This is a genomic window from Nonomuraea aurantiaca (assembly GCF_020215705.1).
Lineage (GTDB): Bacteria > Actinomycetota > Actinomycetes > Streptosporangiales > Streptosporangiaceae > Nonomuraea > Nonomuraea aurantiaca.
The window spans coordinates 32,824-45,999 of sequence record NZ_JAIWNB010000034.1 but is presented as its reverse complement, the minus strand read 5'-3'; the positions used below and the strand labels follow the sequence as shown (position 1 = coordinate 45,999).

The following is a 13,176-nucleotide window of genomic DNA, read 5'->3' as shown; positions in this document are numbered from 1 at the left end:
GGTTCATGGGTGCTAACTTGAACATCAGTGTTCGAGTTAAGGAGACTTCGGATGAGTCTTGGCATGCCTTCCGCCCAGACACGCACGAGCGGGTGGGGCCTGCTCGTGCTGCTGTGCCTGGCCCAGTTCATGCTGATCGTCGACATCACCGTGGTGCAGGTGGCGCTGCCCACCATCGGCACGGACCTCGCGCTCGACCGCGAGTCGCTGACCTGGGTGGTCACCACGTACACGCTGTGCTTCGGCGGCCTCATGGTGCTCGGCGGGCGGCTCGCCGACGCGTGGGGCGCCCGCCGCACGCTCATGACGGGGCTGGCACTGTTCACGGCGGCCTCGCTGCTGTGCGGGCTGGCCGGGAGCGGCGTGATGCTCATCGCCGGACGGGCGCTCCAGGGCGTCGGAGCGGCGCTGCTCTCCCCCGCGGCCCTGGCCGTCATCACCACCACCTACCAGGGCGAACGGCGCGGCCGGGCGCTCGGCGTCTGGGCGGCCATCGGCGGTACGGGGGCGGCCCTGGGCGTGCTGCTCGGCGGCGTGCTGACCGCCGGGCCGGGTTGGACGTGGGTGTTCATCGTCAACGTCCCGATCGGGCTGGTGGTGCTCGCCACCGTGCCCGCCGTCGTGCCGTCCACGCCCGGGCGCAGCGAGCGGGTCGACGTACCTGGCGCCCTGGTCGTCACGCTGGCGACGGCCCTGCTGATCTACGGGCTGGTAACGGCGGGCGACGCCGGCTGGGGCGCGCTGGGCACGGTGCTGCCGCTGGTGGGGGCCGTGCTGCTGTACGCGCTGTTCGTGGTCGTCGAGCGGTCCGTACGCTCACCGCTCATGCGCGCCGAGACCCTGGCCAGACGGCCGGTGATCTCGGGGACGTTCGTCATGCTGATGGCCACCGGGCTGATGCTGGGGTTGTTCTTTCTCAGCTCCCTCTACCTCCAGAACGTGCTGCGGTTCAGCGCGCTGGAGACCGGGCTGCTGTTCCTGCCCGTGGCCATCGCGATCACGGTCGGCGCGCAGCTCGGCGGCCACCTCATCGGCCGGATCGGCGGACGGCCGGTGGCGGTGGCCTCCTTCGTGGTGACCGCGGCCGGAGCGGCGCTGATGACCCGCATCTCGCCCGACGCGAGCGCGTACACCACGCTGCTGCCCGGCTTCGTGCTGGCCGCCTTGGGAATCGGGCCGGCGTTCGTGACGGCCACCACCACGACCATGGCGAACATCCCGCCCGGCGAGAACGGCGTCGCCTCCGGCGTCATCAACACCTTCCATGAACTCGGCGGCTCGATCGGCGTGGCCGTCGTCTCCACGGTCGCCGCGTCGAGCCTCGTGCCCGGCTCGGCGGCGGGCATCGGCGGCTTCGTCTCGGGGCTCACGCTGTGCGCCGTCGCCGCGGGCGCCGCGGCAGCCATCGCGCTGTGGCTGGTGCCACCGGGCAGGCCCGCGGCGGCGTTCGTCGGCCACGGGCACGGGCACGGACATTGACGTGCACGACGCACACGAGCCGGGCGACCGGCGCCCCGCATGCGCGGCACCGGCCGACTACGTGATGACGCCGGTTCGGTAGAGGCGCTGCGGTCGCCCGACCGGGCTCATGCCTCGGTCTGGCCGAAGCCCGGCATGGCCTGGCTGCGCCGGCGCTGCATCTCAGCGACCTCCTCGTCGCTGAGTCCACGCATGCTCTCCTCGCGCTTGCGGGACAGCTGCGCGAGCTCTTCCGCGCTGAGCGCCCCCATCTCCTGCTCACGCTCCTCGGCCATGCGCTGACCGCCGATCCGCCGCTCCTGCTCCTCCCGCACCTGCGTCATGCCCCTCCTTCCACTTGTAGGCGTTGGTGCTGCCGTCGTCGTTGCTTGGCGGCTTGTACAGCGTGCATCCGGCTCCGCCGCCGTACGATGTCCCGGGCTTTAGGTGCCCGCCGGATATCCGAACTTGGCCGAGAGCTGGTCGGCGTACGCCGTGGCCTGTCCGGTGCCGCGCACCTGCTGCACGATCAGGAGATCGGGAACCTGCACGCCGGAGGTGCCCGTCTTGCCGTTGTCGTCGACCAGCATCGACGTGAGGTGGTCGGGGCCGGAGATCCGGGTGCAGGAGCCGTCGGCGTTGTTCCGCACCAGGTTCTCGATGTTGTTGTCGTAGACGCGCAGCACCCGGCCCGCCGCGGTCGTGGGCGCTGCTTGCGCCTGCGCGATCGAGGTCGTGCCGGTGGCCAGTGCGGTGGCGGCCGCGAGCGCGATCGCGCCGGACGATCGATAGATGAACGTCATGGTCGCAGGGTAACGATCAACGCTGAGAGCGCCCTGCGACCATGACGAAACGAACGGTCCCATCGGGCGAGCCCGATCTTGCCCGCCTGGTCACTCCATGCCGGGGAGATCGATAGGTGGGCCGAGTGGGGGATCGTTGGCCAGGTCGAACGCGGCGGCGAGGATGCTGAGGACCTGAGGCATGGCCTGAGGCGCCAGCTCGTACTCGCCGCGCCGCCGTTGCGTGATCAGCCTGGCACTCTGGAGCGCGCGTAGGTGGTGATAGAGCTGGCCGCTGGTGGTCTGCTCGCCGTCTCCGGCAAGGGACTCTTGGAGGTCGTTGCTGGTGCGCCGGCCCTGCCGGAGAAGTGCGGCGAGCAGCGCCAGCCGCGGCCTGCTGCCAAGGGTCTCGAGGATGTGGGCCACCGGCGTCCAATCAGCCGACAGCAACTCGGCAAGGGAGAGCTGCCTGTCCCAGAGGCTTTCGCCGGCGGCCAGCCGTGATGCTCCGATGTAGCCCACTGACCCGAGCTTGTCCTCTTTCTTCGCCTGGCGCAGCATGCCGGTGGCCGCTGCGCCGAGAGACGGCGACTCCGGTGGGCTGACGGTGTGCAGCCGACTCTCCAGGCGGGCGATCCGGCGTTCGAGTGCGGCGAGTCTGTCCTCGCTCATCGGGGCTCTCCTACGTTATTCCGTTATTACGAAATAGCGTAGGGGATGGGCGCGAGCCTGGCAACGGTGGTGGTCGCCGGTTGTCGGACGGCGGCTCTCGCACAAGGGCATGGTCTCCCGCGAGCGCATCGGACGAGCACACCTGTACAGGGCCACCGCGGACAAGGACGGGCTGCGCGCTGTCACACGGTCGTGGTGATGGCTTGGGGGCTCGCCATCGGCGGGCTCATTCTGCAAGTCCAGCCGTGCTCCGGGCACGTGATCTCCCTTTCCGGCCAGGCGGCGTTCGGCCTGGGACCGGCAACCCCCAACACTTACCCTTTTCTCGAACAGATCCCGCCGCATCGCCGGCTGCCGGTTTACTTCGCGCATGAGATCCATCCGGCAGGGGGCCGTACTGGCCGCGCTCACGGTCATGACGGCGGTGGTCACCCCAGCGGCGGCGACGGCCGCGCAGAGCTCGTGCGAGGCGCCGCCACGGAGCAGCTCGGCCTACAACGACTTCGTGCTCACGTACAAGTCCCCATGCGCCACGAAGAAGAACTACGACCGGACGTTCCAGGACGTCACAGCGTCCGTCCTGGTCGACAAGCGCAACAGGCTGGCAGTCACGACGTCGACGGCGCTGGCTGGCGCGATCGCGTCAGTCAAGGTCAACAACAAGGAGTTCATCTCCAGCGGCGGCCACGGCGCCGCCTTCCAGTACGCCTTCCACGCCTGGCAGGAGGGCGAGGCGGCGACCGAGTGCTACAACCCCACACAGGCCGGCACCCGCCTGGACGACGCGGGCCAGCCGCCTCCCTACCACGGTCCCAGCACGAGCGCCCTCTACACCATGGCCAGGTCCGGCAGCTCCATCCGTACGGCGGGCAGGCCCGCGATGTTCGTGACCCTCGCGGACACGAAACCGGGCTGGGGCAACTGCCGCAGCGCCGACCACCAGGACAAGCGCTCCCCCTTCACCATGGGCCTGTCGCCGTACTGGCTGCAGACCGAGATCGAGCTCGCCCCCGATCACGACGCGCCCGCGCTGGAGAACGTCTTCCGCGCTGCCGCCACGATCACCTCGGACGACGAACGACATGACCGCTTCAACGGCGTCTTCGTCGCCTACCTGCAGCCGGATTTCACGAAGGTCTTCTCCTACAGCCCCGCCACCGGCCGCCTGTCGCCCAAGCCCGTGGACTCCCACACGAGCAAGGACCCCATGGTCCGCTGCACGGACGACGGCGCCTACTGCCTCGGCATGTACGTCAAGCCCGAAGTCCTCGGCAGCAAGGCCTACTACTACACGATGACCCGCTCGCCCATGGACTACAACGGTTACTTCGGCGAGAACACCATCCAAGTCACCAGCCCCAGTGGAACCATGGACAGAAAAGACAAGGTCAACTACGAGACCTACGTGGTCGTCGGCGACAAGAGCCGCGTCGAGAACACCATGACCCAGCTCCACCGCGCGTTCGGGTAGCCGGCGCTCACCGTGACCCGTACAAGGTGCTGGAGGGCGGTTGGCCGTAGGTCTCCCTGTAGCTGCAGGCAAAGCGGCCCAGATGCATGAAACCCAACGCGTGGCCACTTCCGTGACAGTGGTCTGAGCGCCCGTCTGGGCTATGCGCACCAGGTCGGCATGGGCGTGCGCCAGCCGTACTTTGCGCAGGTAGGCGAGCGGTGTGGTGTGCAGGTGATGGCGAAAGTCGTATTGCAGGGTGCGGACGCTGACTCTGGCCGCGGCGGCGATGTCCCGCAGGGAGATACATTCACCCGCGTGTTCCTCGCAGTAGCGCTGCGCTCGGCGCAATGCCGCTGGACCGGACGAGGCGTCAGGCTCGCCGCGGGTGGCGGAGTAGTCGTGCGGCTGCGAGTCCAGAAGGGTGTGCAGCAGAAATTGCTCGAAATGGTGCCCGGCCAAGGGCGAGGCCATGAACGGTAGCCTGCCGTCGGCACTCGCCAGCGACAACATGGTCAGCGCTCCGGTGAGAGCGCTGTCTCTGGTGATGTCCGGCCTGAAACGCGGGGCTTGCTTCGGAGGATCGCCCAGATAGTCGGCAAGTGTCCGCTCGATCAGCGCCGAGGGAATGTGGATGATCAGCACCTCGTGGTCGATGCTCCACCACATGTCGGACCTCTCTTGCGGGCCGACGATGATCGAGGGCGCGTCGATATACTCGCCCTCGATTTTCACCTTTCCGGCGCCTCTCAGCGAAGGTAGATCTTGTAGGAGTCCGGGCACCGCGGGACGGTGACACGGACTTCGGCTCCGTACGACAGGATGCGCATGCCGATGTTGCCCTCGTACAGCTCTTTGCAGCGGCCGCCTGCCGGATGCCCCTTGATGACCTCGACGGTGTGCGGCCATGAGATGCGCGATACGCAGTCTCGAGCCTTTTGAAAATCTCCGGGGAAATTTCCTTCGGACGTCAATGACACCCATTCTCCTGACGTGTCTCCATGCCAAGTGTTCACGGAAGGTCAGCTCATCTCTTCGCATCAGAGGTGCGACTGATCGCTGTAGGTCCATGGGTGACTCACATTTCTGCACGCCGTTGTCGTCCTGGCGTCGTTTCGTCGTCGCCTGGTCGGCTCTGGACGCGGTGTCCAGATCGCGCCGCAGGCCGCTCACTTGCCGGATAGTCCGGCGTTCCAGCTCTGCGTACGATCCACCGCAGGAGACCGAGTACACGAGCATCAGGAGGAAGAAGTGCGCAAGACCGTTCTCGCCCTGGCCGCGACTTTGGCGTTCACCGGGGCCGGACTCGCGTTCGCCGCCGCCCCGGCGAGCGCGGAGAACCGCGACTTCTCAGCTGACAACCGCGACTTCTCAGCCGACAACCGCGAATTCTCGATGGAGAACCGCGATTATTCGATGCTCGACGACCCTGACTCGCGCTATTGGGTGGACGGCGGAGGTGTTTCCACGTCATCCATGAATGGGGGATGAGCCGCAGCAACCGCTGATGAGGGAGCTGACCTCGGCGGCTTCCGGGCTGCCGATCGCGGCGAACAGTGAGAGCGCTTCCCGCCAGTACGGCAGCGCGGTGTCGGCTCCCTCCTCTTCGTACAGAGCCTCACCGATCACGCGCAGAGCTCTTGCTTCGCCGAGGCGGTGTCCGGTGTCGCGGTGCAGTACGAGAGCCTGACGGGCCTGAGTGACGGCTTCAGCCGGCGCGTCCCTTGCGATGCTGATCTCTGCGAGCGCGGTCAGTGCGAGGCCCTCGAGCACGCGGAAGGACCGGTCGCGGGCGATCGCGCAGGCCTGTTCGGCGTGTGCGGCGGCGTCGGAATGGCGGCCAAGGCCTCTGGCGGCGTCGGCCAGGCCGATCAGGCTGACGACTTCGGGATGGCGGTTTCCGCCCTGTTTGGTGGCATCGAGCGCCTGCTGGTGGAGTTTCAGCGCCTCGCCGTGTCGGCCAAGGTCGCAATGGAGCATCGCCACGACATTCAGGGTGGCCGCCTGGATGAGATGGTCGTCCAGGTCGTGGCTCATTGCCAGAGCCGTGTCGCTTAGTTCGAGCGCCTCCGCGTGGTGTCCGAGGTCCCGGCGCAACGCTGCCAGCGCGACCAGGCACTCCAGCTCGACGGCGTGGTCACCTAGCCGGCGGCTGAGGGAGATGCCGTCGTTGAGATACTGGGCCGCCTCATCGAGCCGCCCCAGGCTGTGGCAGACCGCTCCCATCGTGCAGATCAAGGCTGCGGAACGGTCTGTGGCAAGCTCTAGGGCCTGACCGAGTTGATCGAGGGCCAGCTCCAGCCGTCCGAGCTGGTGGTGGGCGTTCGCCAGGTTATTGAGGTATGCCTGTTGTCCGCGCTTGCGATCGGTCTGCCGGGACAGTTCGAGAGCCCTGTCGAGATGTTCGACAGCCTCCAGCAGATGTCCCAGGCGCAGGTAGGCGTTGGACAGCCCGCCGAGGGCGGAAGCCTGGCAGTCCAGCCATCCGACCTCCTCGGTGAGCGACAGGGCGCGGGCGTACAACTCCATCGCCGCCGCGGGCCGGTCCTGATGCGTGTGGGCGTCGGCCAGGCTCAACTGGATCACGGCCTGGGCGGCACGGCTACCTTCGGCCTCGGCGACGGTGAGGGCGGCTTGGGCGCAGGTGAGCCAGTCGTCCAGATGCCTGCTCACCCAGAAATGGCCACGTAGCGCGTCCGTCAGCCGCCATACCAGCTCGCCGGGACCGTGCTGATGCGCGTGGCGAATCATGGCGACGAGGTTGGCGTGTTCGGCCTCCAGCCAGGCGGCGGCGGATTCCTGGCTGTCGAAGGCCTCCGGAAGTGCGGTGCTGGTGAGGGGTGGCTGCGGCAGCCGTACCCAATGGGGGTGAAGCAGTTGGGCGGCGGCGAGCACGCTGTGCAGGTGCCAATCGTGCAGGCGCCGACTGACCTCCAGCAGCTCTCCGGGGGTTTCGTCGGAGTGGGCGTGCTCGGCGGCGAACAGGCGTAGCAGGTCATGGAAGGCGTAGCGGCCGCGGCCGTGCGCGCGGATCAGATGGTAGGCGGCGAGCCTGTCCAGCCCTTGCCTCGCCTCGGCTGTCGAGCAGCCGGCCAGCGCGGCCGTGGCGGCCGCGGTGAAGTCCGCGCCGGGCAGCAGCCCGAGCAGACGGAACAACCTGCGCTGTGGCTCGGGCAGGGCGGTGTAGGACAGGTCGAAGGTGGCGTGCACCGCGGCTGCTTGATCATTCCCGGTTTCCAGAGCGGCCAGCCGGTTGCCTTCGCGCAGCTCGCTCACGTAGTCGGTCAGGCTCAGGTGTGGGTTGGCGTCGAGGTTGGCAGCCGCGATGCTCAGCGCCAAGGGGAGTCGGGAGCATAATTCGCCGAGTTCCGTCTCCGCCTGCGGAGCGGCACTCAGGCGGTCTTCGTCCAGGAGCGAGAGCAGGAGGGAATGGCTTTCTTGCGGTGAGAAGACGTCGAGGGTGACGCGGAACGCGCCTTCTCGGGCGGCCAGTCCGCGCAGCTGGTTGCGGCTGGTGATCAGCACCGTCGACTGCGCGCCGGGGAGCAGGGGGCGTACCTGCGCCTCGTCGCGGGCGTTGTCGAGGAGTATCAGCATGCGGCGCCCGGCCAGCATGCTGCGCAGCAGCGCCGAGCGCGCCTCCAGCTCGGCCGGGAGCCGCTCGGGCGCGACATCCAGCGCCCGCAGCAGCATCTCCAGAGCGGCGGCGGGCTCAACCGGCGCGCCGGGCCCGAAACCACGTAGATCGAGGTAGAGCTGGCCGTCAGGGAACCGGTCCTGGACCATGTGCGCCCAATGGACGGCCAGCGCGGTTTTTCCCACCCCGCCGGTGCCGCCGATGATGATCGGCCGCTGGGCCTGGCCCTCGGACGCGGGCAGCATTTCTTCCAGGGTCGCCAGCTGGGCGAGGCGGCCGGTGAAGTGCGCGGTGTCAGCGGGCAACTGCCGGGGAGGGGCGGCCGCGGCTGCTCGTGGCGGCTGCGCGGTCACGACTTCCAGCCGCTCCTGAGCACCGGCCACGCTGTTCGGGACGGCGGGAATCAGCAGGGCGGGATTGCCGGTGAGGATGTCGTGATGCAGCTTCCGCAGCTCGTCACCGGGATCGACGCCCAGCTCCTGGCGGAGCAGGTCGCCGACGGTGCGGTAGACCTGGAGCGCTTCGGCCTGATGACCGGATCGATACAGTGCGAGCATGAGCTGAGCCCACAACCGCTCACGCAGCGGGTGCGCCGTGGTGGCCGCTCTGAGCTCCACGACCAGCTCATCATGGCGGCCTGACCGCAGCCTGAGGCCGAACCAGCGCTCCAGCGCCTGCACCCGCTGCTCGGTCAGCACGAGCACGTGATCGCGATACAACGACTCCGACGGCACGTCGACCAGGGCAGGACCACGCCACAATGCCAGCGACCGCTGGAGGAGGTCGGTCTCGCGCCTCTCGTCACCGGCCTGACCGGCTCTCTTGGCACGGGCGACGAGATCAAGGAAGACAGCGACGTCGAGGTCCTCCACCGCGAGCTTGAGGACATACCCCTCCCCCCGGGTGCGGATCAGCTGCCGCTCGTCACTGCGGTCGCGCAAGGTACGCCGCAATCTGCCGATATGCGTTTGTACGGCCCCGCGCGTATCCTCCGGAGCCTCGCGACCGTCCCACATCCGTTCGGCGAGCTGATCGAGCGATACGTGCTGATTCGCCTGAAGGAGCAACGTGGCCAGCGCAATCCGCTACTTGAGCGCCGACACGGCTACCGGCACCCCATCGCGCACCACCTCAAGGGCCCCCAGAACACCGAACCGTGTCCCCATAGCGAAACGATTTCACGTTTTCACCGCAGGGCCGCAAAGTTCAAAATACTTGAAAGCCACACGGGCTCGGCGGCGCGGCGATCAGGATCGCGAAGAGCGACGGCCGACGTCTTGGCCCCGCCCCTTCACCCAGTCCGGATGCCGAGGAATCCGCGCAGCATCTCGGCCTCGGGCTCCACGGCGTCGCGCTCGGCCGGCGACAGCGGCGTGAACGGCTCGACGTGAATCTGGCCGGCACGCCGGCTCCAGACACCACGCCAGAATCCGTCCACCAGCAGGGTGCCGGCGCGAGTACGCGGCTTGTCATCCAGGATGGTTCGGGCATGCCCCAGTAATTCCGCCTGATCCACTCCATTGAGACGGCCACCGAAGTGGGCGGCGAAGTCCCTTGAGTGCACCGACTCGAACAGCTGCTACCAGTTCAGGCAGTCGCGGGCGCTGAACAGGTGCACGGTGTTGCGCATCAACTGCGCGCGTACGGCGGCCCGCTCCACGGTCAGCGTGGACAACTCGACCGTGCGAAAGCCGGCCAGTCGCGTCCACAGGCCGACGTACGGCGCGAGCGGCGCCTGCGACTGCATCCCCGCCAGGTGCTCGATCGCCTCCAGCGCCGGCAGCTCAACACGCTCCAGCAGGAACTGGCGCGCCGGCGTGGCCCGGTTCAGGCCCCGCCGGCTCAACGTCGAGCACGTCGCCTGGCTGCGAGAGTTCTTCGGTCAAGGTCCGCCCGGCCGCTTTCATCGCGGATTCCGGGGCGGCTCCCCCTCGCTGGCCCGCCTGCCGGACGCCGAGCAAGGGACGAGACCACCGCCCTGATCTCAGCCGTGGCGGTTCCTGATTCTGAAGGCCTGGACGTCGAGCGTCATAAGTCCATCGAGATGGGCCTGGCGGGGCCCGCACGGCGCTGTTACCGTCAAAGGCGGAGCGCCGGGAAGTCTGGTCGGCAACGTCATATCCGACCGGCTTCATGGAGGCGCACCGTGCCGGACATTCCTGCCATCCTGATCAGCGGCCTGACCAAGCGTTTCGGTGCCGTACGGGCGTTGGACGGCCTGGAACTGGTCGTCAGTGCGGGCGAGGTGCACGGATTCCTCGGCCCGAACGGCGCGGGAAAGACCACCACTCTGCGGGTCCTGCTGGGCCTGCTGCGGGCTGATGCCGGCCATGCCGAGCTGCTCGGCGGCGATCCCTGGCGGGACGCGGTCGAGCTGCACAGGCGGCTGGCGTACGTGCCGGGCGACGTGACGCTGTGGCCGACGCTGTCCGGCGGCGAGGCCATCGACCTGATCGGACGCCTGCGCGGCGGGCTGGACCCGCGGCGACGCGCGATGCTGCTGGAGCGCTTCGCCCTGGACCCGACCAAGAAGGGCCGAACCTACTCCAAGGGCAACCGCCAGAAGGTCGCCCTGATCGCGGCGCTCGCCTCCGACGTCGAGCTCCTGCTGCTCGACGAGCCGACCGCCGGGCTGGACCCGCTGATGGAGGCGGTCTTTCGCGACTGCGTCAATGAGGAACGCCGCAACGGCCGTACCGTGCTGCTGTCCAGCCACATCCTGTCCGAGGTCGAGGCGCTGTGCGACCGGGTGACCATCATCCGCGACGGACGCGCGGTGGAGAGCGGGACGCTGGCCGAGCTGCGCCACCTGACCCGCACCTCGATCAGCGCCGAACTCGAACACGTGCCCGCCGACCTGCCCGGTGCGCACAACCTGGTGGTCAACGGCTCCCAGATCCATTTCGAGGCGGACGCCGACCGGCTGCAGGACGTGTTGCGAACCCTGGTCGGGTGCGGGGTGCGCGGCCTGACCTGCCGGCCGCCCACGCTGGAGGAGCTGTTCCTGCGGCACTACCAGGTGATGGCGTCATGACCGCCTTCGCCGGCACCGGCCTGCTGGTTCGGCTTGTGCTGCGCCGTGATCGCCTGCTACTTCCGGTCTGGGTCGTGGCGATCGGCGGGGTGGTTTCCGCCATCGCTTCGGCGATCACGTCGGTGTACGCCGATCCAGCGCAGCGCCTCGCACTGGGAGCCATGATCAGCGGCAATCCGGCGATGCGCGCCCTGACCGGGCCGGTGTTCGACCCCACGTCTGTGGGCGGCCTGATTGCCTGGCGAGCGACCACCATCGCCGCCGTCCTGACCGCCTTGATGAGCATCCTGCTGGTCACCCGGCACACCCGGGCGGAGGAGGAGAGCGGGAGAGCGGAGCTCATCGGCGCGGGGGCGGTCGGCCGCCATGCGCTGCCCGCCGCCGCGGTGCTCGTCGCGAGCCTGGCGAACCTCGCCACCGGCCTGCTCATCGGCCTCGGCCTATCCGCGCAGGGGCTCCCCGCTGCTGGTTCGCTCGCTCTCGGTCTGGCGATCGCCGGGGTGGGCTGGGTGTTCACCGGCCTGTCCGTGCTGGCCGCGCAGTTGACGGAGGGCGCACGGACCGCCAACGCCATCGCGTGCTCCGCCCTGGCACTGTGCTTCCTGGTACGGGCGGCAGGTGACGCCGCCGACGTCGAGGCGGTGTCATGGCTGTCCCCGCTGGGGTGGGCGCAGCGCCTGCGCCCGTTCGCCGGGGAGCGCTGGTGGGTGCCGGCTTTGATCGCGGTCGCCGGCCTCCTCCTGCTGGGCGCGTCCGGCCTGCTGGCACGGCGGCGCGACCTCGGAGCCGGGATGATGGCGCCACGAAGCGGCCCCGCGAACGCCGCCCACTCCCTGCGCAGCCCCCTCGCCCTGGCCTGGCGGCTGCACCGCGGCGCGCTGCTCGCCTGGACGATCGGCTTCGCCGTGGCCGGTGCCGTGTTCGGGACACTGGCCGAAAGCATGCGCGACATCGTGAGCGACAACCCGCGGATCGCCGAACTGATCTCCATGGTGGGCGGCGGGGACACGCTGGTGGACACCTTCTTCGCCACCGAACTGGGCCTGTGTGGAGTGGTCGCCGGAGGCTACGCCGTGCAGGCCGCGCTGCGGTCGCGGACCGAGGAGGCCGCGGCGCGCGCCGAACCGGTGCTGTCCACCGCCGTGCCGCGATGGCGGTGGCTGGCCGGCCACCTGGCGTTCGCGCTGCTCGGCAGCGCCGTGATCCTCGCCGTCACCGGTTTCGCCGCGGGGCTCACGCATGGGCTGCGGACCGGGCAACCCCTCACCGAAGCGGTACGCATCCTGGGTGCGGCCCTGGTCCAGGTGCCGGCGGTGTGGGTGCTGGCGGGGCTGGCGGTGCTGCTGTTCGGCGCGCTGCCCAAGCTCACAGCGCTCACGTGGGCGGCGCTGGTGACCTTCGTGCTCCTCGGACAGCTGGGCCAGCTGCTGCAGATCGACGAACGCGTCCGCGCCATCTCGCCCTACTTCCACCTCCCGCAGGTCCCCGGTGGCCAGTTCAGCGCCGTGCCGCTCGTCTGGCTGGCCGGAGTCGCGGCGCTGCTCGCCCTGGCCGGGATCGCCGCGTTCGGCCGCCGCGACCTGAGCGGCGACTGACGGGGGCCTGCGGTGCTGACTCTGGCGATTCTCAGCGTGGCCGGCCTGGCGGTGCTCGCCCTGGCCGCCGACCGTCTGGTCGTGGGCTCCGGACGGCCGGCCGAGCGGCTCGGCATCCCACCCGTCATCGTCGTCGTCATCGTCATCGCCCTGCTGTACGGTCTCGGCCCGCCGACAGGTATCGCCCTGAGCGCGGCACTGCTCGGAGCGGCGATCCTGCTCGTACGGTTCGCCCGCACCGCTCCACGCGACGCACTGCCCTCGGAGACCGACGACTACCTGGAGGCGACGGTACGGCCTCGCCTCGCGCTGGAGACAGTCCGGACGTTCCTCGGCCTGGGCGGAACACTCCTGGGCGCGCAACTACTCGTGGCCAACGCCTCCGAGCGCAAGAGAACCGACGTCCAGATGGGGCTCTCCCGTCCGGGAAGGTCATCGCTACACAGTTCTCGCGCAGTCCTCGTTGGGGACGCTGGATCAAGAACGCGGCCGTAGAGCCGTAGATCGGTCCCTTCATGTGTAGATCACAAAGGTTACCGTTCGGTCTG

General features: G+C 68.9%; 13 protein-coding genes and 2 pseudogenes. 7 read left to right on the top strand and 8 right to left on the bottom strand.

The window, feature by feature from the left end; translation table 11 throughout:
• Positions 1-51: 51 nt before the first annotated feature.
• Positions 52-1,479 carry a DHA2 family efflux MFS transporter permease subunit gene (locus LDL49_RS47605; protein ID WP_225301563.1) on the top strand — a complete coding sequence of 476 codons (1,428 nt, stop codon included), beginning with the start codon at positions 52-54 and terminating at the stop codon, positions 1,477-1,479.
• A gap of 107 nt (positions 1,480-1,586) precedes the next feature.
• Here the strand turns inward: LDL49_RS47605 and LDL49_RS47600 are convergent, their stop codons facing one another.
• The 3 genes from LDL49_RS47600 to LDL49_RS47590 all read right to left on the bottom strand — a co-directional run bounded on the left by LDL49_RS47600 (position 1,587) and on the right by LDL49_RS47590 (position 2,912).
• Entirely contained in the window at positions 1,587-1,802 is a 216-nt protein-coding gene (locus LDL49_RS47600; RefSeq protein ID WP_225301562.1) for a hypothetical protein, read from the bottom strand.
• Between the two features lie 99 nt (positions 1,803-1,901).
• Complete coding sequence (locus LDL49_RS47595; protein ID WP_225301561.1) at positions 1,902-2,261, bottom strand: hypothetical protein; 360 nt, start codon at positions 2,259-2,261, stop codon at positions 1,902-1,904.
• Between the two features lie 90 nt (positions 2,262-2,351).
• Entirely contained in the window at positions 2,352-2,912 is a 561-nt protein-coding gene (locus LDL49_RS47590; protein ID WP_225301560.1) for a helix-turn-helix domain-containing protein, read from the bottom strand.
• A gap of 100 nt (positions 2,913-3,012) precedes the next feature.
• Here LDL49_RS47590 and LDL49_RS47585 point away from each other — a divergent pair.
• Together LDL49_RS47585 and LDL49_RS47580 are read left to right on the top strand one after the other, a co-directional pair.
• A pseudogene (locus tag LDL49_RS47585) lies at positions 3,013-3,111 on the top strand (transcriptional regulator); the annotation flags it as partial.
• Positions 3,112-3,282: 171 nt separating this feature from the next.
• Entirely contained in the window at positions 3,283-4,383 is a 1,101-nt protein-coding gene (locus LDL49_RS47580) for a hypothetical protein (protein ID WP_225301558.1), read from the top strand.
• A gap of 105 nt (positions 4,384-4,488) precedes the next feature.
• Here LDL49_RS47580 and LDL49_RS47575 read toward each other — a convergent pair.
• A pseudogene (locus LDL49_RS47575) lies at positions 4,489-4,836 on the bottom strand (helix-turn-helix domain-containing protein); the annotation flags it as partial.
• Between the two features lie 275 nt (positions 4,837-5,111).
• The gene (locus LDL49_RS47570) at positions 5,112-5,342 is read right to left on the bottom strand and encodes a cupin domain-containing protein (protein ID WP_225301557.1); all 231 of its coding nucleotides are present in this window, start codon (positions 5,340-5,342) and stop codon (positions 5,112-5,114) included.
• Positions 5,343-5,613: 271 nt separating this feature from the next.
• Between LDL49_RS47570 and LDL49_RS47565 the strand changes: the two genes are divergently transcribed.
• The gene (locus LDL49_RS47565; protein ID WP_225301556.1) at positions 5,614-5,853 is read left to right on the top strand and encodes a hypothetical protein; all 240 of its coding nucleotides are present in this window, start codon (positions 5,614-5,616) and stop codon (positions 5,851-5,853) included.
• Here the strand turns inward: LDL49_RS47565 and LDL49_RS47560 are convergent.
• The 3 genes from LDL49_RS47560 to LDL49_RS47550 all read right to left on the bottom strand — a co-directional run bounded on the left by LDL49_RS47560 (position 5,833) and on the right by LDL49_RS47550 (position 9,845).
• Positions 5,833-9,066, bottom strand: a complete 3,234-nt coding sequence (locus LDL49_RS47560; protein WP_225301555.1) for an AfsR/SARP family transcriptional regulator — start codon at positions 9,064-9,066, stop codon at positions 5,833-5,835. The two genes, LDL49_RS47565 and LDL49_RS47560, sit on opposite strands and share 21 nt — an antisense overlap.
• A 224-nt stretch (positions 9,067-9,290) precedes the next feature.
• The gene (locus tag LDL49_RS47555) at positions 9,291-9,515 is read right to left on the bottom strand and encodes a DNA glycosylase AlkZ-like family protein (protein WP_225301554.1); all 225 of its coding nucleotides are present in this window, start codon (positions 9,513-9,515) and stop codon (positions 9,291-9,293) included.
• Between the two features lie 63 nt (positions 9,516-9,578).
• Positions 9,579-9,845 (bottom strand): DNA glycosylase AlkZ-like family protein, encoded by a 267-nt coding sequence (locus tag LDL49_RS47550; RefSeq protein WP_225301553.1) that lies wholly within the window; start codon positions 9,843-9,845, stop codon positions 9,579-9,581.
• A gap of 300 nt (positions 9,846-10,145) precedes the next feature.
• On the opposite strand from LDL49_RS47550, the gene LDL49_RS47545 reads away from it, so the two are divergent.
• The 3 genes from LDL49_RS47545 to LDL49_RS47535 are packed head-to-tail and all read left to right on the top strand — an operon-like array spanning position 10,146 to position 13,123.
• A complete protein-coding gene (locus LDL49_RS47545; protein ID WP_225301552.1) occupies positions 10,146-11,033 on the top strand; it encodes an ABC transporter ATP-binding protein in 888 nt (295 codons plus the stop codon).
• The gene (locus tag LDL49_RS47540; protein WP_225301551.1) at positions 11,030-12,628 is read left to right on the top strand and encodes an ABC transporter permease; all 1,599 of its coding nucleotides are present in this window, start codon (positions 11,030-11,032) and stop codon (positions 12,626-12,628) included. Before LDL49_RS47545 ends, LDL49_RS47540 begins: the two co-directional genes overlap by 4 nt.
• A 12-nt stretch (positions 12,629-12,640) precedes the next feature.
• Positions 12,641-13,123, top strand: coding sequence for a hypothetical protein (locus LDL49_RS47535; RefSeq protein WP_225301550.1), 483 nt, complete (start codon positions 12,641-12,643; stop codon positions 13,121-13,123).
• The last annotated feature ends 53 nt before the right edge of the window (positions 13,124-13,176 follow it).

What these genes read in the sequence shown, in the direction of transcription:
- LDL49_RS47605 (WP_225301563.1), top strand. Translation starts at nt 52, where the DNA reads ATGAGTCTTGGCATGCCTTCCGCCCAGACACGCACGAGCGGGTGGGGC.
- LDL49_RS47600 (WP_225301562.1), bottom strand. Translation starts at nt 1,802, where the DNA reads ATGACGCAGGTGCGGGAGGAGCAGGAGCGGCGGATCGGCGGTCAGCGC.
- LDL49_RS47595 (WP_225301561.1), bottom strand. Translation starts at nt 2,261, where the DNA reads ATGACGTTCATCTATCGATCGTCCGGCGCGATCGCGCTCGCGGCCGCC.
- LDL49_RS47590 (WP_225301560.1), bottom strand. Translation starts at nt 2,912, where the DNA reads ATGAGCGAGGACAGACTCGCCGCACTCGAACGCCGGATCGCCCGCCTG.
- LDL49_RS47580 (WP_225301558.1), top strand. Translation starts at nt 3,283, where the DNA reads ATGAGATCCATCCGGCAGGGGGCCGTACTGGCCGCGCTCACGGTCATG.
- LDL49_RS47540 (WP_225301551.1), top strand. Translation starts at nt 11,030, where the DNA reads ATGACCGCCTTCGCCGGCACCGGCCTGCTGGTTCGGCTTGTGCTGCGC.